This window comes from Roseovarius indicus, from assembly GCF_008728195.1.
GTDB classification, from domain to species: Bacteria; Pseudomonadota; Alphaproteobacteria; order Rhodobacterales; family Rhodobacteraceae; genus Roseovarius; species Roseovarius indicus.
The window spans coordinates 440,573-460,178 of record NZ_CP031598.1 but is presented as its reverse complement, the minus strand read 5'-3'; the positions used below and the strand labels follow the sequence as shown (position 1 = coordinate 460,178).

The window sequence follows — 19,606 nt, the reverse complement described above, 5'->3', positions numbered from 1 at the left end:
GGTAAGGAATGGCGCAGGCCAGTTAAGAAATCTGAAAGGCCGCCGGGCCGAAGCCGGGGAAACTGCCGTGCATTTTCGGAAGAGTTGCGAGACCTAGTCCGTGACGGACACATGCGCGACGATGCCGCGATGGTCGCTTCCAAGCAGGCCGCGCGCTTCGGTGCGACCGCCATATGGGGCGAAGACGTGGTCGATGGGCAGCGGCGCCGGCCCGAGTTGGAAGGTCGGACGCGAGGGCCCCGCCCGTTCCAGGCCACTGGTCTCGGCGACGCGGCGCAGGGTGTGCGACCACGGCACCATGTTGAAATCGCCACCGATGACCGCCGTCCGATCCACCTGCCCGAGATACCAGTAAAGCCACGCCATCTGCCCTGGCTGGATGCCCGGGTACGGCCATGCCGAATGCAGCGCCATGGCCCAGACCGGGCCGCTGTCTGTCTGCACCTCGACGCCGGCAAGGCCGATATTCTCGCTGCAGAAGGGCGTGCCGGACGTCTCGAGCCGGGTCAGCACGGCAATGCCGCTTCGCGGTGTGTAGCGGCAGAGATGCTGGTTCGGGTAGGCATCCCATAGCAGGTCGAGCAGGGCTTCGTTCTCGACCGAGACCTCCTGCAGCGTGACGATATCGGGGGAGACGGCCAGGATATCGCGCGCCAGCCCCTCGATATCGGAATTCCGGTGGAACATGTTCTTCTGGTAGAGGATCAGCGGCCCCGGCTCGGCCGGGGGCAGCTTGTGCCAGAACACGCTACCGGACGCGGCAAGGCAAAGCGCCACGCCCGTCAGCCGCCAGCCGCGGGGCAGGCCCGTGCCCAGCACCAGCAGGAGCGCCAGAAAGGCCAGCCCGACGCGGAACACCGCGAGGCTGTCGCCCACCGGGTGCAGGGCGCCCGCAAAGCTCAGCCCGAGCGCCTTCAGCGCCAGCGCCGCCAGGATCCTCACAAGTGTTTTCACCATCTCACCTTGACGTGACAGCGCCGTTACATGTCTGGTGCGGGCCACGCGGGCTTCCTACCCTTTGAGCCTACCCAAGGAAAGGAATGGCGATGCCGACCGAACGATTCACCTTCACCGGTCATTCGGGAGACGAGCTGGCGGCGCGGCTCGATCTGCCCGAGGGGCCGGTTCTGGCCACCGCGCTTTTCGCGCATTGCTTCACCTGTTCCAAGGACATTCCCGCCGCGCGGCGCATCTCTGCCCGGCTGGCGGGCGCGGGCATTGCCGTGTTGCGGTTCGATTTCACCGGGCTGGGCCATTCCGAGGGCGAGTTCGAGAACACCTCGTTCACGTCGAATGTCGAGGATCTCGTGCGCGCGGCCGAGGCGCTGAAGGCGCGGGATATGGCGCCGTCGCTGCTGATCGGGCACAGCCTTGGCGGGGCGGCGGTACTGAAGGCGGCGCGGCAGATCGAGAGTTCGCGGGCGGTGGTGACGATCGGCGCGCCGTTCGACCCGGGCCACGTGACGCACAACTTCGGCGGGGCGCTGGAGACGATCGAACAGGAGGGCGCGGCCGAGGTTCATCTTGGCGGGCGGCCCATTCGGATCGGGAAAGGGTTTGTCGAGGATGTGCGCGCCGAGTCGCTTGAGGGTGAGATTGCGCGCTTGAAAAAGGCGCTGTTGGTGCTGCACGCACCGCGCGATGCCGTGGTGGGGATCGAGAACGCCTCGGACATTTTCCTGGCCGCGAAGCATCCGAAGAGCTTCGTCACGCTGGACGAGGCCGACCACCTGATCACCGCCCCCGACGATGCCGAGTATGCCGCCGGGGTGATCGCCGCTTGGGCCGCCCATTACCTCGACCTCAAGGCGCCCTGCCCGCCGCCGGGCGCGCCTGAAGGCGTGGTGCGGGTGACCGAGGCCGACCCGGAGGGGTTTCTGCAGGACGTCAATGCCGGGCCGAAGCACCACCTTCTGGCGGACGAGCCGGAGGCCTATGGCGGCACTGACAAGGGGCTGACGCCCTACGGGTTCCTGTCGGCGGGGCTGGGGGCCTGCACGTCGATGACGATCCGGATGTATGCCCGGCGCAAGGGGTGGCCGTTGGACGGGGTGAGCGTGGATATCAGCCATGACAAGGTGCATGCGCAGGATGCCAGCCAGCCCGGCGCCAAGCCCGACCGCTTTCGCCGGGTGATCCGGCTGGAGGGGGATCTGAGCGAAGAGCAGCGCCAGAAGCTGCTGGAGATTGCCGACAAGTGCCCGGTGCACCGGACGCTGGAGCGGAGTTCCGAAGTGGTGACAGAGCTGGAATAGACCGTGCGTTGCGCGCGAGTGTTTACAAATCGTTAAAGTTTCGTGTCATTCCGGTTCCGGCGGGCCTTGTGCGGGCGTCTCAAATCCGTTTCAACAAGCCCCGTAACTGGAAGGACGGCGCATGACCACGTGGATCACCATCTGCGACACCTGCAAGCGCGACGACTGGACCGCCGAGACCCATGACCGGCCGCATGGCGAGGACATGGCAGAGCTTGTCGAGAGCCACGCCGCGGGCCGCGCGGTGCGCACCCGCCGGGTGTCGTGCCTGATGGGGTGCGCACATGGGTGCAACATCGCCATCCAGGCGCCCGGCAAGCTGGCCTATACGCTGGGCCGGTTCGAGCCGACCGAGGCGGCGGCCGAGGCCGTGGTCGCCTATGCCGAGATGCATGCCCAAAGCGACACCGGGCGGGTGCCGTTCCGGGAATGGCCGCAAGAGGTTAAGGGACACTTTATCACCCGTCACCCGCCCCTGCCCGATACGGACGAGGGCTAGGTCGATGGCGGGCGGGCGCGATCACGGCGGCGGGGTGGACGACGCGGTGGCGCGGTATGGCGGGCGACGCGCGGACTGGATCGACCTGTCGACCGGGATCAACCCGGTGCCCTACCCTGTTCCGGCGCTGGAGGCCGGCGTGTGGACCGCCCTGCCCGACCGCGCGGCGCAGCAAGGGCTCATCGACGCGGCACGGGAGTTCTGGGGCGTGCCGGACGATGCCGCCATCCTTGCCGCGCCGGGAGCCTCGAGCCTGATTGCCAGGATCCCCGGCCTTGCGCCGGCGGGGCGCGTACATATCCCGGCGCCGACCTATAACGAGCACGCCGCCGCCTTCGCCGCCCATGGCTGGCGCGAGGGTGACGACACCCCCGACGCGCGGGTGCTGGTGCATCCCAACAACCCCACGGGCGGGTGGTATTCCTCCGACGATCTCGGGGCGCCCTTCACGGTGATCGACGAGAGCTTCTGCGATGTCTCGCCCTACCAGTCGCTGGTCAGCTATGCCGACCGTGAAGGCACGCTGATCCTCAAGAGCTTCGGGAAGTTCTGGGGTCTGGCGGGGCTGCGCCTTGGCTTTGCCATCGGGCCGCAGGCGCTGATCGACCGGCTGCGCGAGATGCTGGGGCCCTGGGCCGTGTCCGGCCCTGCGCTGGCCATCGGCACGATGGCGCTGAGTGACAGGGGTTGGGCCGCCGACACGCGCACGCGGCTCAACGAGGATGCCGCGCATCTCGACGCGCTGATGGTGCGGGCGGGGGCCGGCGTGGTGGGCGGCACCTCGCTTTTCCGGCTCTACCGGGTCGATGATGCCGCCGCGTGGCAGGACCGGCTGGCGCAGCACCATGTCTGGAGCCGCATCTTCCCCTATTCCGACAGTTGGATCCGCCTTGGCCTGCCGGCGCCGGACAGCTGGGCAAGGCTGGAACAGGCGATATGACCAACGCCGCCGTCCTGGCGCTGGCGATGGCGCTGGACGCCCTGTTGGGCGAGCCGCGCTGGCTTTGGGACCGGCTGCCGCATCCGGCGGTGCTGATGGGCCGGGCCGTTGGATGGTGCGACCGGCGGTTCAATTCCGGCAACGGGCGCAAGCTGAAGGGCGTGCTGGTGATGGCGGGGCTGGGGCTGGGCGCGTTATTGCTCGGCACGCTGTTTCGGGAGTTGGGCTGGCTGATCGAGGTGATCGTCGCCGCAATCTTTCTTGCGCAAAAGTCGCTGGTGCAGCACGTGGGCGCAGTGGCCGATGCGCTGCGCGTCTCGGTCGGCAACGGGCGGGTGGCTGTGGCGCAGATCGTCGGCCGCGATACCAGCCAAATGGACGACCCGGCCGTTGCCCGCGCTGCCATCGAATCGGCGGCCGAGAACTTCAGCGACGGGGTGGTTGCGCCGGCGCTCTGGTTCCTGGTCTTCGGACTGCCGGGACTGCTGCTATACAAGATCACCAACACCGCCGACAGCATGATCGGATATCGCAACGACAGATATGCCGAGTTCGGCTGGGCGGCGGCGCGGCTCGACGACCTGCTGAACCTCGTGCCCGCCCGGCTGACGGCGCTGATGATTGCAGCCCTTCACGGCCGCCTTGCCGACTGGCCCGCCATCGTGGCCGAGGCCCGCCAGCACCGCTCGCCCAATGCCGGATGGCCCGAAGCGGCGGCGGCGCGGGCGCTTGGCGTGGCGCTGTCAGGCCCACGCTCCTATGACGGGCGTATGCAGGAATTTCCCTTCGTCAACGCGGCCGGACGACGGGAGATCGGCGCCGGGGAAATCGATAAGGCGGTCCGCCTGCTCTGGCGGGTCTGGGGTGCCGGGCTTGGCCTAGTAGCGGCGGGTGCGCTGCTTTGCGCGACGTGATGCGCAAACAGGTTTGCAACGGATGGCCGATAGCCTAGGCTTGGCCGAACTGTCCTATTGACCGAGGTACTCATGAGAAAGTTTTTCCTGATCGCGGCCCTGATCCTGACGGCGGGCGGGGCCACGGCACAGCAATGCGGCGGCTCTTTTGCCGGTTTCGTAGACGCCATGAAACAGGAAGCCATTTCACGCGGGCACGACCCGGCCACCGTCAACCGGTTCTTCGCCTCGGCGCGGTTCGACCAGAAGGTGATCAATGCCGACCGCGGGCAGGGGTTCTTCCAGAAACCCTTTACCGAGTTCGCACGCCAGCTGATCAGCCAGAACCGGCTGAACACCGGGCGCGCCAAGGCCCAGCAGTTTTCGAATGTCTTCGACAGGGTGGAGCGCGAGTTCGGCGTCAGCCGCGGCGTTCTGCTGGCCTTCTGGGCCTTCGAGACCGATTTCGGGGGGTTCCAGGGAAACTTCAACACGCTCAACGCGCTGGTCACGCTGAGCCATGACTGCCGCCGGCCCGAGCTGTTCCGGCCGCAGGTCTATGCCGCGCTCGAGCTTTACGAACACGGCGATTTCGACCCGGCCACCACCACCGGCGCCTGGGCAGGCGAGATCGGCATGGTGCAGATGCTGCCCGAGGACATCATCGAGAACGGGGTCGACGGCGACGGCGACGGGCATGTGAGCCTGAAGACCTCGGCGCCCGACGCGCTGATGTCGGGGGGCAAGATGCTGCAATCGCTGGGCTGGCGCGCGAACGAGCCGTGGCTGCAGGAGGTCGACGTGCCGCAGAGCATGGACTGGTCGCAGTCGGGTCTGCGCACGCAGAAAACCGGCGCGGAATGGGCCGGGCTTGGCGTCACGCCGCGACATGGACAGATCCAGCGGAACCTGCCGGCCAGCCTGATCCTGCCCGAGGGGCACAAGGGGCCGGCCTTCCTCGCCTACCCGAATTTCAGCGTCTATTTCGAATGGAACCAGTCGTTCACCTACGTGCTGACCGCAGCCTATTTCGCCAACCGGCTGGAAGGCGGGCCGGTCTTCGACGCGGGCAACCCCGAGCCGGGGCTGTCGGGCGGGCAGATGAAGGTGCTGCAGCAGAAGCTGGCGGCGCGGGGCTATGATGTCGGGAAGATCGACGGCATCCTTGGCGCGGGCACGCGGTCGGCGGTGCAGGACGTGCAGCAGGAATTGGGGATGCCGGCGGATGCCTGGCCGACGCAGGCGCTTTTGAACCGGTTGTAAGGCTGACGCGACAGATTCCGGGGGCGCTGCCCCCGGACCCCCGGGATACTTGACCCAAGAAGAAGCAGGGGCCATCCGATGAGCGGAGAGGCGTTCGAGATATTCCTGGCCGCGCCGCCGGGGCTGGAGGCAGTGCTGGCCGACGAGGCGCGCGCCGCCGGGTTCGACGTGACCGGAGAGGTGCCGGGGGGCGTGACAGTGCAGGGTGGCTGGCCGGAGGTGTGGCGGGCCAACCTCGTGCTGCGGGGCGCGGGACGGGTGCTGGCGCGGATCGGCGGGTTCCGGGCGATGCACCTTGCGCAGCTGGACAAGCGGGCGCGGAAGTTTCCCTGGGGCGACGTGCTTCGGGCGGATGTGCCGGTGAAGGTGGAGGCGAGCTGTCACGCGTCGCGGATCTATCACGACAAGGCGGCGCAGCAGCGGGTGGAACGGGCCTTGGCGGAAGAGCTGGGCGTGACGGTGGATGCCAAGGCGTCGCTTCGCGTGATGGTGCGGATCGAGGATGATTTCTGCACCTTCTCGGTGGATACGTCGGGCGAGCCGCTGCACCGGCGCGGCCACAAGGAGGCCGTCGGCAAGGCGCCGATGCGGGAGACGCTGGCGGCGCTGTTCTTGCGGCAATGCGGGTATGATGGCTCGGAGACGGTGGTCGATCCGATGTGCGGGTCGGGCACCTTCGTGATCGAGGCGGCGGAGATGGCGGCGGGCTTGCACCCCGGGCGGTCGCGGCGTTTTGCGTTCGAGGACCTGGCGGGGTTCGATCCGCAGGCCTGGGCAGAGATGAAACAGGTGCCAAGCGTCGGAACGGAAATGGTTTTCCACGGCAGCGATCGGGATGCGGGGGCGGTGAAATCCGCAGCGGCCAACGCGGAACGGGCCGGCGTGGCGGCGTTCACGCGGTTCGAGCAGATGGCGGTGAGCGACCGGATGGCCCCGGACGGACCGCCGGGACTGGTGATGGTCAACCCGCCTTATGGCGGACGGATCGGGAACAAGAAGCTTCTTTATGCGCTGTATGGCGCGCTGGGGAAGACGTTGAAGGAGCGGTTTTCCGGCTGGCGGGTCGGGATCGTGACCTCGGAAGGGGGCCTGGCGAAGGCGACCGGACTGACGTTCAAGCCGGGTGGGGCGCCGGTGCCGCATGGGGGGCTGAAGGTGAAATTGTACCAGACGGGGCCGTTGCCTTAGAAAACGGGGCGAATCGGGGTTAACGGGCTGATTTTTCAGGGATTCGGCCTGTCGGTATAACGTCGGTATTTTGTCGGTATTACGTCGGTGTTTTTATCGGCGGGGGGCACGGTTAAGTCTGCGCGCGTTGCGCAGGCAGGGCATTAACCACGATCCGGGTCTCTTGGTTTACTTTGTGTTAGAGAAATCGCATCATAACGGGACACCGGAAATCGCTTTTCAGGTTCATCACCAAAAAAGTCGACCCTGCGGAGGTGCGACTCCGCAGGGTCTTTCCTTGTTTCGGGGTCAGACCCCAATCCAAAGGCGGATGATGGTCACGATCAGCGTTGCCGCCGCGAGGAGCACCATCCACTTTCGGAAATCGTTTTCGCTCAGGTTCATCACCTCCTCTCACTGCAATGGATTGCAGCGAGGCGGAGTTTGGCCGCGCGGAGTGAAGGAACGTTTAAGATTTTAGGGAGGTAAAACCTCCCCTCACGCCACCATCTGCTCGGCCTTCTTGAGGTCGACCGAGACGAGCTGGCTGACGCCCTTTTCGCCCATGGTCACGCCGAAGAGGCGATCCATCCGGCTCATCGTCACCGCGTGGTGGGTGATGATGAGGAAGCGGGTTTCGGTGCGGCGGCACATCTCGTCGAGCAAGTCGCAGAAGCGGCCCACGTTGGCGTCGTCCAAGGGCGCGTCGACCTCGTCGAGCACACAGATCGGGGCGGGATTGGCGAGGAAGACGGCGAAGATCAGCGCCAATGCCGTCAGCGTCTGCTCGCCGCCCGAGAGGAGCGACAGGGTGGCCAGTTTCTTGCCCGGGGGCTGGCACATGATCTCGAGTCCGGCGTCGAGCGGGTCGTCGCTTTCGACCATCACGAGGTTGGCCTCGCCACCGCCGAAGAGGTGCTGGAAGAGCATGGAGAAGTTGGAATTGACCTGCTCGAAGGCGGTCAGCAGCCGTTCGCGGCCCTCGCGATTGAGCGACGCGATGCCGTTGCGAAGGGTGCGGATCGCCTCTTCGAGGTCGGCCTTCTCGGCGGTGAGGGAATCGTGCTCTTCCTGCACCTCCTTGGCGTCTTCCTCGGCGCGGAGGTTCACGGCGCCCAGCGCGTCGCGCTGGCGCTTGAGGCGGTTGACGTCGGCCTCGATGGCGTCGGCGGCGGGCATGTTGTCGGGGTCGGCGTCAAGCTGCTCGAGCAGGTCGGCGGGAGTGGTTTCCTGCTCTTCCTCGATGCGCTCGGCGGCGTGATCGCGGGCCTCGACGGCGGCTTCGGCGCGGGCCTCGGCGCGGGCGCGGGCCTCGCGGGCGTCGGAGGCGGCGCGCTCGGCGTCACGCTCGGCGGCAACGGCCTCGCGCAGGTTGCCCTCGGCGGTGGAGAGGGCGTCGGCGGCCTCGGCCTTGCGTTTCTCGGCGCTGGCGATCTGGCCGGAGAGGTCGTCACGCTGGGCAGAGAGTTCGGCCGGCTTGGCCTGTGCCTCGGCGAGTTCCTCTTCGGAGGCGGTCTTGCGCTCGGCCAGCTCGGCGCTGCGCTTCTCGGCGGTTTCCAAACGGTTTCGCCAGCCGGTGACTTCCTTGGCGACCTCCTGTGCGCGCTTGGCGCGGGCCTCGCCTTCGCGGCGCAGCTCGTCATGGGCGGAGCGCTTGGCCATCATGGTCATGCGCGCGGCCTCGACCGTCATCTTGACGTCGTCGACGCCGGCGCGGGCCTCGTCGAGGTCTTCCAGCGCGTTCTGCGCCGCCTCGGCCTCGTTCAGGGCCTTGCGGGCGGAGAGCGCCTCTTCCTCGTGGCGGGTGACGGCGAGGCCGAGGGATTCGAGGCGCGACTGGGCGAGGTTGCGGTCGGCCTCGGCGCGCGACAGGGCGCGGCTGGCGTCGTTGACGGCGGTATCGGCGGCGCGGCGGGCCTCGCGGGCGCGTTTGTCGGCCTCGGTCAGCTCGGCGAGGCGCTTGCGCAGGGCCTCGTGCGCGCCGCTGGCGCCCTCGGCGCGGGCGGTGGCGTGGGCGAGCTGCTGCTTGAGTTCTTCGAGGCGGTTGAGCTGTTGCAGGCGAAGGGCGGCGGCCGAGGGCGCATCCTCGGCCCAGGCGCGGTAGCCATCCCAGCGCCAGAGGTCGCCTTCGGTGCTGACAAGACGCTGGCCGGGGAGAAGCTCGGCCTGAAGGCGGGGGCCGTATTCAGGTTCGACGAGACCGATCTGGCTGAGCCGGCGTTGCAGGACGTCCGGCACCGTGACGTGATCGGAGAGGGACGACACACCATCGGGCAAGGGCTGCGGCTCGGGGTAGCCCGGCAGGCGGGTCCAGCCGGAGGGGCCGTCGGCCTCGACTTCCGGCGCGCGCAGGTCGTCGGCGAGCGCCGCGCCGAGGGCCTTTTCGTAGCCCGGCGTGACGGTCAGCGCGTCGAGGATCTGGCCGCCCTCGGCGGTGTCGCGGTCGACGAGCCGGGCGAGTGCCGAGACCTCGGCGGAGAGCGCATTGACCTCGCCCTCGGCCTCGGAGCGTTCGGCGCGGGCGTCGGCCTCGCGCGATTGCGCCTCGGCGCGGGCCTCGTCGGCCAGCGTCAGGGTTTCCTCGGCGGATTCGGCGGTCTTGACCGCCTTGGCTTCTTCCTGCTGGGCGGCGTCGTAATCGGCCTTCGCCTTGTCCAGCGCCTCGCGGGAGGTTTCGGCGGCGGTGCGGGCGCGGGCGGCTTCCGCTTCGCTTCTCTCGAGGGTTTTCCTGTAGTCCTCGACCGTCCGCTGGGCCGATTGGTGGCGGGCCGAGAGGCGGGCCACGTCTTCGGTCAGCTGGCTGAGGTCGGTTTCGCGCTCTTGCAGGATGGTGGCGGCGTCGTGCGATTCCTGTGCCGCCTCGGCCAGGTTGTCGTCGTGGCCATGCGAGGCGTCTTCGAGTTCCTGCGCCTCTTCTTCCAGGCGCGCGATGGTTTCGCCGGCGTCGCGGTTGAGGCTTTCCTCGCGCTCGATATCTCGGGCGAGCTGGGTGATGCGGGATTCCAGCGTTTCGATGCGCGCGCGGGCGTTGGCCTCCTGCTCGTCGAGCGAATCGATGGCGACCTGTACCCGCTGCATGATGGCGGCGGCGATGGCCTCTTCCTCGCGCAGGGGCGGCAGGGCGGCCTCGGCGGCGGTGCGGATGCGGTCGGCCTCGCGGGCGGCGGCCTCGGCGCGGGAGGCGTCGGAGGTGCGTTCGCGGAGCTGTTCCTCGGCCGCGGCGCGGGCCTCGTCGGCCTCTTTCCAGCGGCGGTAGAGGAGGAGGCCCTCGGCATGGCGCAGGTCTTCGCCGATCTTGCGGTAGCGGGCGGCCTGGCGGGCCTGGCGTTCGAGCTGGGCCAGCTGGGTGGCGAGCTGTTCGATGACGTCGTCGACGCGGGTGAGGTTCTGTTCGGCGCCGTTCAGCTTCAGCTCGGCCTCGTGGCGGCGCTGGTAGAGGCCGGAGATGCCGGCGGCCTCTTCGAGGATGCGGCGGCGGGCCTTGGGCTTGGCGTTGATCAACTCGGAGATCTGCCCCTGGCGCACAAGCGCCGGGGAATGGGCGCCGGTGGAAGCGTCGGCGAAGAGCATCTGCACGTCGCGGGCCCGGACATCCTTGCCGTTGACCTTGTAGGCCGAGCCCACGTCGCGGGTGATGCGGCGGATGATTTCGAGATGGTCGGTTTCGTTGAAGCCGGCGGGCGCGAGGCGGTCGGAATTGTCGATATGGATCGAGACCTCGGCGAAGTTGCGGGCCGAGCGGGAGGCGGCGCCGGCGAAGATCACGTCTTCCATGCCCGAGCCGCGCATCGAGGTGGGCCGGTTCTCGCCCATGACCCAGCGGAGGGCTTCGAGCAGGTTCGACTTGCCACAGCCGTTCGGGCCCACCACGCCGGTGAGGCCGTTCTGGATGTAGAGGTCGGTCGGGTCGACGAAGCTTTTGAAGCCCGTCAGCCTGAGTTTCGAGAACTGCACTGGTTTGCCCCTTGTGCCCGGTGACGCGCCGGTGATTCCGGTCTTGGGGACCAATGAGAGAGAGGCAAGGGCGACCTGTCAACGGGATTTGCCCCGGATATGGGCTATCAGGGCGTCTTATCCACAAGATATTGCGCGTTGCGCGGCAAAATCGGCGGGGTTCGGCCCATGGCGACGCGTGCCGCGTGATGGCGCCGCCCTGTGCCGACATGTCGCAAATTGCCTTGACGCAACGGCGGGCGAGGCTCATACCGGAGGGTGCAAGGGTCCCCATATGGGTGCAAAGCACTCGGGGATAAATCGGGAATGACGTGACGGCGGACCCAATTCGGGAGCCCATGCGTCAGCCGCCCCCGCGACTGTAAGCGGTGAGCCCCCTGCCACATGCCACCGGGCCGAACGGCCTTGGGAAGGCGGCAGGATCGGCTATGACCCGCGAGCCAGGAGACCAGCCTTTGCGTGATGCAATCCACGCCTCGGGTGAGAGGCAAGGAAGGAGAAAAGACTATGACCGCACTGGTTCAATCCGCTTCGAAATCGATCGTTCTGCCGGCCCTGACCGCCATTGTCCTGGGCTTTGGCATCGTCACGCTGGCCGGCCATGTTCAGGCCGCTGCCCTGCATGACGCCGCGCATGACGTGCGCCACGCCACCGGCTTTCCCTGCCACTGAGCCATGTTTCAGAGACTTCTGACCAGCGCGTTGTTCGCTGGATTCTGCGCGGGGCTGATCGCGGCCGCGTTGCAGTTGGCGTTCGTCCAGCCGGTGCTTCTGCATGCGGAGCTGTACGAAGGGGGTGATCTTGTCCATTTCGGCGCGGAGGCTGTCTCGGCCCATCCCGAGCTGCCGGGTTTCGACCCGGTGCGCGACGGGATGAGCGTGCTGTTCTCGGCGCTGATCTACGTGGGCTACGGGCTGATCCTCGTGGCCGCGATGGCGATGGCGGATGAGCGGGGCGTGACGATCAACGGGCGCACCGGGCTGATCTGGGGCATCGCGGGGTTCCTCGCGTTCCAGTTCGCACCGGCTTTTTCGCTGCCACCCGAGGTGCCCGGCGTGGCCGCGGCCGAGCTTGGCGCGCGGCAGGTCTGGTGGTGGGGCACGGTTGCCGCCACCGGCGCTGGCTTGGCGATGATCGGTTTCGGACGGGGGCTGCCCGCCTGGGGCGCGGCGGCGGTGCTGATCCTGGCGCCGCACGTGATCGGCGCGCCGCATCCCGCGAGTTTCGCAGGGCCGGTGCCGCCGGAGATCGCCGCGCTGTTTGCCAGCCGGGCGCTCGGGGTCGGCTTTGCCGTCTGGGCCGTGCTGGGCGGCCTTGCCGGGTATTTCTGGCAACGCGAGGCCGAGGGCGAGACCGCGACCGCGTGAAATGTTGTCCTGACCGGGCGGCCACCGCGCCGCCCGGTTGTTCCAAAGGGGATGCTGCATGCCGAAGACGTTCATTTTCCTGATCATCGGCCTGTTCTTCGGAACCGGCGCGGGGTTCCTTCTGGCCGCCTCCACCGGTGCGCAGGTCGAGGGGCACGCACATGAGGACGCGGTGCATGACCATTCGGCCCATGACCACGGTGACGGGGCCGACCCCCATGCCACGCTGACCGAGGCGGAAAGCCCGGCGCCGGCGCTGTCGATTGCCTTTCACCCGGACGGTGCCCAGAGCCGAAACCTTGAGATCATCGTCGAGAATTTCACCTTCGACCCGGAGGCGGTGAACGGCGACCATGTGCCGGGGCACGGTCACGCGCATGTCTATGTCGACGGGGTGAAGATCGCCCGCGCCTATGCGCCGTGGTTCCACCTGTCGGCGCTGCCGGTGGGGGAGCATGAGATCCGGGTGACGCTCAATGCCAACGATCACACGCAACTGGCCGTCGGAGGAGAGCCGCTCGAGGTGACCGAGACGCTGGTGATCGAGTGATGTTCTGTTTGGCCGGCGTCGGAATGGGGGCGCTGCCCCCGACGTTGAAACCCGGTCGGGTTTCAACGCCTCCCCCGGGATATTTCCGGCCAGAAGAAGCCCCGGGGGGGCGCCTTGTTTCAGGCCGGGACGCGGCCGATGAGGCAGAAGCGCAGGCGGCCGGCAGGGCGGGCGTCTTCGATCCAGCCGTCTGGGGTGTCGGCGTAGAGACCGGCGAAGGCCAGCGTGTCGGCGAGGTCGGTTTCGGGGGCGATGTCGCCGAAGAGATAGGTGGCCTTGGCCGGCGCGGTGAAGGCCATAGACAGGGGGCGAGCGCAGTTCGACAGGCAGTCATGCGTCTGCACCTCGAAATCCATTCCGCGCTCGGCCAGGGCCGCGCGCAGGGTGGCGGCAAAGCCCTTGCCGTCACTTCCCTCGCATGTTGAACAGACCACGATCCGGTGCATGGGGTTCGCCTAGGCGATCGCCGCACCGCTGACAAGCTTTTCGGAAGGAGCTTCACGAATGCCCGCCAAGATCCCCGCAACCGTGGTGACCGGTTTCCTCGGCGCCGGGAAGACCACGCTGATCCGGCACATGCTGGAGAATGCCAACGGCAAGCGCATCGCGCTCATCATCAACGAGTTCGGCGATCTGGGCGTCGATGGCGGCATCCTGAAGGGGTGCGGCATCGAGAACTGCGACGAGGATGACGTGATGGAACTGTCGAACGGCTGTATCTGCTGCACCGTGGCCGAGGATTTCGTGCCGACGATGCAGAAGCTTCTGGATCGTCCTGATGCGCCGGATCATATCGTGATCGAGACCTCGGGGCTGGCGTTGCCGCAGCCGCTGGTGCGGGCGTTCAACTGGCCCGAGATTTCCACCCGGGTGACGGTGGATGGCGTGGTGACCGTGGTCGACGGCAAGGCCGTGGCCGAGGGACGGTTTGCCCATGACGTGGCGGCGGTGGATGCGCAGCGGGCGCTGGACGAGAACCTCGACCACGAGACGCCGCTGTCGGAGCTGTTCGAGGACCAGATCGCCTGTGCCGACATGATCGTGGTGAACAAGGCCGACCTGCTGGGCGAGGAAGAGGCGGGCGCGCTTGTGGGCAAGCTGCGGTCGGACAGCCGGGATGGCGTGCAGGTGGTCAAGGCCACGATGGGGGCGCTGCCGGTCGACGTGCTCTTGGGCCAGGGGATCGGCGCCGAGACGGATATGGAGGCGCGGCACGAGCTGCATCACCACCATCACCACGACGATGACGACGATCACGACCATCACCACGAGCATGACCATGACGAGTTCGAAAGCTTCGTCGTGGCGCGCGAGGAGATCGCCGACCCGGCCGCCTTTGCCGAGCAGGTGGCGGGCATCATCCGGCAGCATGACATCCTGCGGCTCAAGGGGTTTGCGGCGGTGACCGGCAAGCCCATGCGTCTGACGCTGCAGGCCGTGGGGCCGCGGATCGACACCTATTTCGACCGGCCCTTCGGCGCGGACGCGCGCGAGACGCGGCTGGTGGTGATCGGCCAGGCGGGCCTTGACCGGGCGGCGATCGAAGCCGCGCTGCAGGCCTGATGCTTATCGTCGAGCGGGCCGACCCGCTGGCGCCGGGGCCGAGGGCGATCCTCGAGGCGAGCCATGCGCTGATGCGCGAGATGTTCGAGCCGGAGGAGAACTACTTCCTCGACTTCGAGGCGCTGCGCGGCGACGATGTGCGGTTCTTCGCGGCGCGCGAGGGGGCGGAAACGCTGGGCACCGGCGCGCTGGCGCTGAAGGACGGCTATGGCGAGGTGAAGAGCATGTTCACCGCCGATGCCGCCCGCGGCCGGGGCGTGGCCGCCGCCATCCTGCGTGCGCTGGAGGACGAGGCGCGCGCGCTTGGCCTGCCGCTGCTGCGGCTGGAGACGGCGGAGGCGCTGGACGCCGCCGTGCGACTCTACGAAAGAACCGGCTTCGTGCGGCGCGGCATCTTCGGGGACTACCGCCCCAACGCCACCTCGGTTTTCATGGAAAAGCCGCTGGAGCAGGCGTGACGCCCATGCTTCATCTTGCCAGAAATACTCAAAATCCCGACGCCTGCCACCGGCGGAAAGGCCAGACCTGATGCACCTGCTCGCCGCCACTCCCGGCACGATCGACGATGGCAAGGAACCGGTCGACCTTGGCCAGAGCCCGTCGGACATCGTCTTCATTTCCGCCGCCGATACCGAGCTGGCGAGCCTGAGCGCGGCGCGGGCCGACATGGAAACGCCGCCGGGGTTGCGGCTGGCGAACCTGACGCATTTGCAGCACCCGATGTCGGTGGACCTGCATCTGGACAATTGCGCCACGAGATCGCGGCTGGTGGTGGCCCGGGTGCTGGGCGGCGTGGGCTACTGGAAATACGGGGCCGAGCAGTTCGCGGCGCGCTGTCATGAGGCGGGCGTGCCGCTGGCGCTGTTGCCGGGCGATGACAAGCCGGATGCGGAGCTGCGGGAGCTGTCGACGGTGCCGGACGAGGATTACGACGCGCTCTGGGCCTATCTCGTCGAGGGCGGGCCGGAGAATGCAGTGAATTTCCTCGGCTATGCGCAGGCGATGCTGGAAGGCGGGGAGAAGCCCGCTGCCGCCGCGCCGCTGTTGCGGGCGGGCGTGTACTGGCCGGGCGCGGGCGTGGCCGATCTGGCCGCGGCGCGAGGCGCGTGGACGGAGGGCCAGCCGGTGGTGCCGCTGATCTTCTACCGGGCGCTGGTGCAGGGGGCCGGGCTGAACCCGGTCAACCGGCTGGTGAAGGCGCTGCTCAGGGCCGGGCTGAACCCGTTGCCGGTGTTCGTGGCCTCGCTGAAGGACCCGGTCTCGGTGGCGACGCTGGAGCATCTGTTTACCGCTGCGCCGCCCTCGGTGATCCTCAACGCCACGTCCTTCGCCGTCGGCTCGCCCCATGCGGGGGATCAGAGCCCCGATAACCCGCTGACCATGAGCGCGGCGGCGCAGGCGCCGGTGATGCAGGTGGTGCTGGCGGGCTCTTCGGAGGAGGCGTGGAAGGAGGGGCTGACCGGCCTCTCCGCCCGCGATATCGCCATGAACGTGGCGCTGCCGGAGGTGGATGGCCGCGTGCTCTCGCGCGCCGTCAGCTTCAAGGGCGAGGCGTTCTTCGACGAGGCGACGGAATGCCCGATCGCCACCTACCGGGCGCAGGGCGACCGGATCGATTTCGTGGCGCAGCTGGCGATGAACTGGGCACGGCTCAGGCAGACGCCGGAGGCGGAGCGCAAGGTGGCGCTGGTGCTGGCGAACTACCCCAACAAGGATGGGCGGCTGGCCAATGGCGTGGGGCTCGATACGCCCGCCGGCACGGTGCATGTGCTGAGGCTGCTGGAGCAGGCCGGGTACAAGGTGACCGGCGCGCCCGAAGACAGCGACGCGCTGATGCAGGCAGTGATGGCGGGGCCGACGAACTGGCTGACCGACCGGGCGGAACGCGGCGGCGGGGTGGAGATGAGCCTGGCCGACTACATGATCGATTACGGGCAGCTGCCGTGGGAACTGCGCGAGGCGATGGAACAGCGCTGGGGCGCGCCCGAGGCCGACCCGTTCTTCACGCCCGGCGAGGTTGATTGCGGCCGGTTCAGCCTGTCGGTTCTGCAATTCGGTAACGTGGTCGTCGGCGTGCAGCCCGCGCGCGGCTACAATATCGACCCGACCGATACCTACCATTCCCCTGACCTCGTGCCGCCGCACAATTACCTGGCCTTCTATTTCTGGCTCAGGCACCAGTTCCGGGCGCAGGCGATCGTGCATATGGGCAAGCACGGCAACCTCGAATGGCTGCCGGGCAAGGCGCTGGCGCTGTCGCAGGAGTGCTGGCCCGAGGCCGTCTTTGGCCCCACGCCGCATGTCTACCCGTTCATCGTCAACGACCCCGGCGAGGGCACGCAGGCCAAACGGCGGGCGCAGGCGGTGATCATCGACCACCTGACGCCGCCCCTGACGCGGGCCGAGACCTATGGGCCGCTGAAGGATCTCGAGGCGCTGGTGGACGAGTATTACGAGGCGGCGGGCGTCGACCCACGGCGGATCGACCATCTGCGGCGGGAGATCCTGACGCTGGCCTCGGCCACGGGGCTGGATCGCGATGTCGGCATGGGCGGCGCGGACGAAGAGACGGACCTCGCCAAGCTCGACGCCTATCTCTGCGAGTTGAAGGAGGCGCAGATCCGTGACGGGCTGCATGTCTTCGGCCAGTCACCCGAGGGGCGACAGGCGCTGGACCTGACGATCGCGCTGGCCCGCGTGCCGCGGGGGCATGGCAAGGCTGGTGACGCCTCGATCATCCGGGCGCTGGCCGATGACCTGAAGCTTGGCTTCGATCCGCTCGATTGCGAGATGGCGGCGGCGTGGGACGGGCCGCAGCCGGAGGCGCTGACGCAGGTGGCGGACGATCCGTGGAGGAGCACCGGCGACACGGTGGAGCGGCTGGAACTTCTGGCGCAACGTCTTTTACGGGATGGCGGGCGGGGCGGTGTCCCGGAGCCTGCTCCGGGACCAGCGTCGGCCGCCGTCCTGCACGAGATCGAGACGGTGATCCGCCCCACGATGGCGGCCTGCGGGCCGGAGGAAGGCCAGGGCCTCATCGACGCGCTGGCGGGGCGGTTCGTGCCCCCTGCCCCGTCGGGCGCGCCGACGCGGGGGCGGCTGGATGTGTTGCCGACGGGGCGGAACTTCTTCTCGGTCGACAGCCGGGCGGTGCCGACGCCGACCGCCTGGGCGCTGGGGTGGAAATCGGCCAACCTGCTGATCGAGAAGCATTTGCAGACCCACGGCGACTGGCCCCGGACGATGCTGCTGACGGCCTGGGGCACCGCCAACATGCGCACCGGCGGCGACGACATCGCGCAGGCGATGGCGCTGATGGGGGTAAAGCCGAAATGGGACGCGGCGAACCGGCGCGTCACCGGGTTCGAGGTGCTGCCGCAGGGGGTGCTGGGGCGACCTCGGGTGGATGTGACCTTGCGGATTTCGGGGTTTTTCCGGGATGCGTTTCCGCAGTTGATCGCGCTTTTCGACAGTGCCGCACGGGCCGTGCAGGCGATGGACGAGCCGGAGGATCTGAACCCGGCGGCTGCGCGGGCGAAGGCCGAGGGCGCCGGGGCAAGGATCTATGGTTCGAAACCGGGGGCTTATGGCGCCGGTTTGCAGGCGCTCATCGACGAGCGGTTGTGGTCGGGCAAGGCGGATCTGGCAGAGGCCTACCTGACCTGGGGCAGCTATGCCTATGGCGCGAAGGACGAGGGGACGCCCGACCGGGCGGGTTTCGAGGCGCGGCTGAAGCAGACGGAAGCGATCGTCCAGAATCAGGACAATCGCGAGCACGATATTCTCGACTCGGATGATTATTACCAGTTCGAGGGCGGGGCCGCGGCGGCCGTGTCGACCCTGCAGGGCAAGGACCGGCCGATCTATCACAACGATCATTCGCGGCCCGAGCGGCCGGTGATCCGGACGCTGGAGGACGAGATCGGGCGGGTGGTGCGCAGCCGCGTCGTGAACCCCAAGTGGATCGAGGGGGTCAAGCGGCACGGCTACAAGGGTGCCTTCGAGATCGCGGCAACGGTGGATTACCTGTTTGCCTTCTCGGCCACCACGGGCGCGGTCAGGGATCATCATTTCGACATGGTCGAGGCGGCGTTTCTCGAGGATGATGAAACGCGCGACTTCATCGCCGAGCACAACGCCCCCGCCCTGCGCGAGATGGCCGAGCGGTTGCAGGAGGCGATCGACCGGGGGCTCTGGGTGCCGCGCTCTAACTCGGCGCGGAACAGGATCGAGGCGGCGCGGCGGGGGGCTCCCCCGCCCTGACGGGCGGTGTCGCGAAGGAGGCGGATATGACGTTGAAGGGGCATTGCCTGTGCGGCGCGGTGGCGTTCGAGCTGGAGGGCCCGCATAATTGGGTCGGGCACTGCCATTGCGAGAGCTGCCGGCGGGGCGCCGGGGCAGCGATGGTCACCTTTGTCGGGCATCCCGACGGGCAGTGGCGGTGGACGGGGCAAGAGCCTTCGGTCTACGAGTCCTCTCCGGGGAACAGGCGGGGGTTCTGTGCCAAGTGTGGCGCGTCGGTCTTCTATGCCTCCGACAGGTATCCGGGCGAGACGCATTTCCATGCCGCGCTGCTGGAGGATCCGGGCGCGGTGACACCATCGGAGATCTACCACGGCGACGAGCGGCTGGCCTGGATGCCGGAGGATTACCCCGGCTGCGGGAAGGTCTGATCGGCGGGCACGCAGTACAAGCTGCCGGTGTCGCCGGTCTCGTGCAGGTCCATCTCGCAGAAGAGCTCTCCGCTGGGCGGGCGCGGCGGCGGCGGGCCGGAACCGCAATCGAGCCGCGCCTCGACCAGCGCGGCATCGCCCTTGAGGCGCGCCACCTCGCAGCCGCTGACCTTTTCGATGGCAAGCACGGCCTTTTCGCCCACCGAGGACAGGCGAGGCGCCCATTCCATGTTGAGGCGGATCGCCTCGGCCCGCCGGTCTTTCACGCGGATGTCGAAGGTGCTGCCGGCGAGGTGGATGCGCACGGGGTCGACGCCGTAGAACGCCGGTGTGGGCGTGTTGCAGGCGGTGAGCAGGAGGAGAAGGGCGAACCAGCGCATCCCGTGAGCTTGGGCGCGGGATGGTTAAGGGCGGGTTAACGGGGCTCTGCCCCGGACCCCGGGATATTTCCGGCCAGAAGAAACACGGGCGCGTGGAGCCT

General features: G+C 68.0%; 17 protein-coding genes and 1 riboswitch. Of the genes, 13 read left to right on the top strand and 4 right to left on the bottom strand.

The window, feature by feature from the left end:
- Positions 1–93: 93 nt before the first annotated feature.
- Positions 94–1,002 (bottom strand): endonuclease/exonuclease/phosphatase family protein, encoded by a 909-nt coding sequence (locus RIdsm_RS02240; RefSeq protein ID WP_143100490.1) that lies wholly within the window; start codon positions 1,000–1,002, stop codon positions 94–96.
- Positions 1,003–1,046: 44 nt separating this feature from the next.
- Between RIdsm_RS02240 and RIdsm_RS02235 the strand changes: the two genes are divergently transcribed.
- The 6 genes from RIdsm_RS02235 (at position 1,047) to RIdsm_RS02210 (ending at position 7,038) form a co-directional block, all read left to right on the top strand.
- Positions 1,047–2,255, top strand: a complete 1,209-nt coding sequence (locus RIdsm_RS02235; protein WP_057816453.1) for a bifunctional alpha/beta hydrolase/OsmC family protein — start codon at positions 1,047–1,049, stop codon at positions 2,253–2,255.
- Positions 2,256–2,376: 121 nt separating this feature from the next.
- Positions 2,377–2,754 carry a DUF1636 family protein gene (locus tag RIdsm_RS02230; RefSeq protein ID WP_057816236.1) on the top strand — a complete coding sequence of 126 codons (378 nt, stop codon included), beginning with the start codon at positions 2,377–2,379 and terminating at the stop codon, positions 2,752–2,754.
- A gap of 4 nt (positions 2,755–2,758) precedes the next feature.
- Positions 2,759–3,694, top strand: coding sequence for a threonine-phosphate decarboxylase (locus RIdsm_RS02225; protein WP_057816237.1), 936 nt, complete (start codon positions 2,759–2,761; stop codon positions 3,692–3,694).
- A complete protein-coding gene (gene cbiB, locus RIdsm_RS02220) occupies positions 3,691–4,608 on the top strand; it encodes an adenosylcobinamide-phosphate synthase CbiB (RefSeq protein ID WP_057816238.1) in 918 nt (305 codons plus the stop codon). The genes RIdsm_RS02225 and cbiB overlap by 4 nt, the downstream gene beginning before the upstream one ends.
- A 72-nt stretch (positions 4,609–4,680) precedes the next feature.
- Positions 4,681–5,850 carry a lytic murein transglycosylase gene (locus RIdsm_RS02215; protein ID WP_057816239.1) on the top strand — a complete coding sequence of 390 codons (1,170 nt, stop codon included), beginning with the start codon at positions 4,681–4,683 and terminating at the stop codon, positions 5,848–5,850.
- A 78-nt stretch (positions 5,851–5,928) separates the two neighbouring features.
- Positions 5,929–7,038, top strand: a complete 1,110-nt coding sequence (locus RIdsm_RS02210) for a THUMP domain-containing class I SAM-dependent RNA methyltransferase (RefSeq protein WP_057816240.1) — start codon at positions 5,929–5,931, stop codon at positions 7,036–7,038.
- 477 nt (positions 7,039–7,515) lie between these two features.
- Here the strand turns inward: RIdsm_RS02210 and RIdsm_RS02205 are convergent, their stop codons facing one another.
- Positions 7,516–10,971: a chromosome segregation SMC family protein gene (locus RIdsm_RS02205; RefSeq protein WP_057816241.1), complete on the bottom strand. Its 3,456-nt coding sequence runs from the start codon at positions 10,969–10,971 to the stop codon at positions 7,516–7,518.
- A 247-nt stretch (positions 10,972–11,218) separates the two neighbouring features.
- Positions 11,219–11,442: riboswitch (cobalamin riboswitch) on the top strand.
- A 36-nt stretch (positions 11,443–11,478) separates the two neighbouring features.
- Here RIdsm_RS02205 and RIdsm_RS02200 point away from each other — a divergent pair.
- Genes RIdsm_RS02200 through RIdsm_RS02190 form a run of 3 tightly spaced genes read left to right on the top strand, consistent with a single transcriptional unit; the run spans position 11,479 to position 12,889 of the window.
- Positions 11,479–11,643 (top strand): CbtB domain-containing protein, encoded by a 165-nt coding sequence (locus tag RIdsm_RS02200; RefSeq protein WP_074940378.1) that lies wholly within the window; start codon positions 11,479–11,481, stop codon positions 11,641–11,643.
- A gap of 3 nt (positions 11,644–11,646) precedes the next feature.
- Positions 11,647–12,339, top strand: a complete 693-nt coding sequence (locus tag RIdsm_RS02195; protein WP_057816242.1) for a CbtA family protein — start codon at positions 11,647–11,649, stop codon at positions 12,337–12,339.
- A 58-nt stretch (positions 12,340–12,397) separates the two neighbouring features.
- Positions 12,398–12,889: a hypothetical protein gene (locus RIdsm_RS02190; RefSeq protein WP_057816243.1), complete on the top strand. Its 492-nt coding sequence runs from the start codon at positions 12,398–12,400 to the stop codon at positions 12,887–12,889.
- A 119-nt stretch (positions 12,890–13,008) separates the two neighbouring features.
- Here RIdsm_RS02190 and RIdsm_RS02185 read toward each other — a convergent pair whose 3' ends face one another.
- A complete protein-coding gene (locus RIdsm_RS02185) occupies positions 13,009–13,335 on the bottom strand; it encodes a DUF1636 family protein (RefSeq protein ID WP_057816244.1) in 327 nt (108 codons plus the stop codon).
- Between the two features lie 58 nt (positions 13,336–13,393).
- Here RIdsm_RS02185 and cobW point away from each other — a divergent pair, with 58 nt between their 5' ends.
- The 4 genes from cobW to RIdsm_RS02165 all read left to right on the top strand — a co-directional run bounded on the left by cobW (position 13,394) and on the right by RIdsm_RS02165 (position 19,125).
- A complete protein-coding gene (cobW, locus tag RIdsm_RS02180; RefSeq protein WP_057816245.1) occupies positions 13,394–14,452 on the top strand; it encodes a cobalamin biosynthesis protein CobW in 1,059 nt (352 codons plus the stop codon).
- Positions 14,452–14,910 carry a GNAT family N-acetyltransferase gene (locus RIdsm_RS02175; protein ID WP_057816246.1) on the top strand — a complete coding sequence of 153 codons (459 nt, stop codon included), beginning with the start codon at positions 14,452–14,454 and terminating at the stop codon, positions 14,908–14,910. The genes cobW and RIdsm_RS02175 overlap by 1 nt, the downstream gene beginning before the upstream one ends.
- Before the next feature lie 70 nt (positions 14,911–14,980).
- The gene (gene cobN / locus RIdsm_RS02170; RefSeq protein WP_057816247.1) at positions 14,981–18,715 is read left to right on the top strand and encodes a cobaltochelatase subunit CobN; all 3,735 of its coding nucleotides are present in this window, start codon (positions 14,981–14,983) and stop codon (positions 18,713–18,715) included.
- 26 nt (positions 18,716–18,741) lie between these two features.
- Positions 18,742–19,125, top strand: a complete 384-nt coding sequence (locus RIdsm_RS02165) for a GFA family protein (protein WP_057816248.1) — start codon at positions 18,742–18,744, stop codon at positions 19,123–19,125.
- On the opposite strand, the gene RIdsm_RS02160 is transcribed toward RIdsm_RS02165, so the two are convergent.
- Entirely contained in the window at positions 19,101–19,505 is a 405-nt protein-coding gene (locus RIdsm_RS02160; protein WP_074940376.1) for a hypothetical protein, read from the bottom strand. The two genes, RIdsm_RS02165 and RIdsm_RS02160, sit on opposite strands and share 25 nt — an antisense overlap.
- Between the last annotated feature and the right edge of the window lie 101 nt (positions 19,506–19,606).

Coding starts and splice junctions, on each gene's coding strand:
- cobW (WP_057816245.1), top strand. CDS start 13,394: ATGCCCGCCAAGATCCCCGCAACCGTGGTGACCGGTTTCCTCGGCGCC.
- RIdsm_RS02160 (WP_074940376.1), bottom strand. CDS start 19,505: ATGCGCTGGTTCGCCCTTCTCCTCCTGCTCACCGCCTGCAACACGCCC.
- RIdsm_RS02195 (WP_057816242.1), top strand. CDS start 11,647: ATGTTTCAGAGACTTCTGACCAGCGCGTTGTTCGCTGGATTCTGCGCG.
- cobN (WP_057816247.1), top strand. CDS start 14,981: ATGCACCTGCTCGCCGCCACTCCCGGCACGATCGACGATGGCAAGGAA.
- RIdsm_RS02230 (WP_057816236.1), top strand. CDS start 2,377: ATGACCACGTGGATCACCATCTGCGACACCTGCAAGCGCGACGACTGG.
- RIdsm_RS02190 (WP_057816243.1), top strand. CDS start 12,398: ATGCCGAAGACGTTCATTTTCCTGATCATCGGCCTGTTCTTCGGAACC.
- RIdsm_RS02210 (WP_057816240.1), top strand. CDS start 5,929: ATGAGCGGAGAGGCGTTCGAGATATTCCTGGCCGCGCCGCCGGGGCTG.
- RIdsm_RS02185 (WP_057816244.1), bottom strand. CDS start 13,335: ATGCACCGGATCGTGGTCTGTTCAACATGCGAGGGAAGTGACGGCAAG.
- RIdsm_RS02175 (WP_057816246.1), top strand. CDS start 14,452: ATGCTTATCGTCGAGCGGGCCGACCCGCTGGCGCCGGGGCCGAGGGCG.
- RIdsm_RS02200 (WP_074940378.1), top strand. CDS start 11,479: ATGACCGCACTGGTTCAATCCGCTTCGAAATCGATCGTTCTGCCGGCC.
- RIdsm_RS02235 (WP_057816453.1), top strand. CDS start 1,047: ATGCCGACCGAACGATTCACCTTCACCGGTCATTCGGGAGACGAGCTG.
- RIdsm_RS02165 (WP_057816248.1), top strand. CDS start 18,742: ATGACGTTGAAGGGGCATTGCCTGTGCGGCGCGGTGGCGTTCGAGCTG.
- cbiB (WP_057816238.1), top strand. CDS start 3,691: ATGACCAACGCCGCCGTCCTGGCGCTGGCGATGGCGCTGGACGCCCTG.
- RIdsm_RS02225 (WP_057816237.1), top strand. CDS start 2,759: ATGGCGGGCGGGCGCGATCACGGCGGCGGGGTGGACGACGCGGTGGCG.
- RIdsm_RS02215 (WP_057816239.1), top strand. CDS start 4,681: ATGAGAAAGTTTTTCCTGATCGCGGCCCTGATCCTGACGGCGGGCGGG.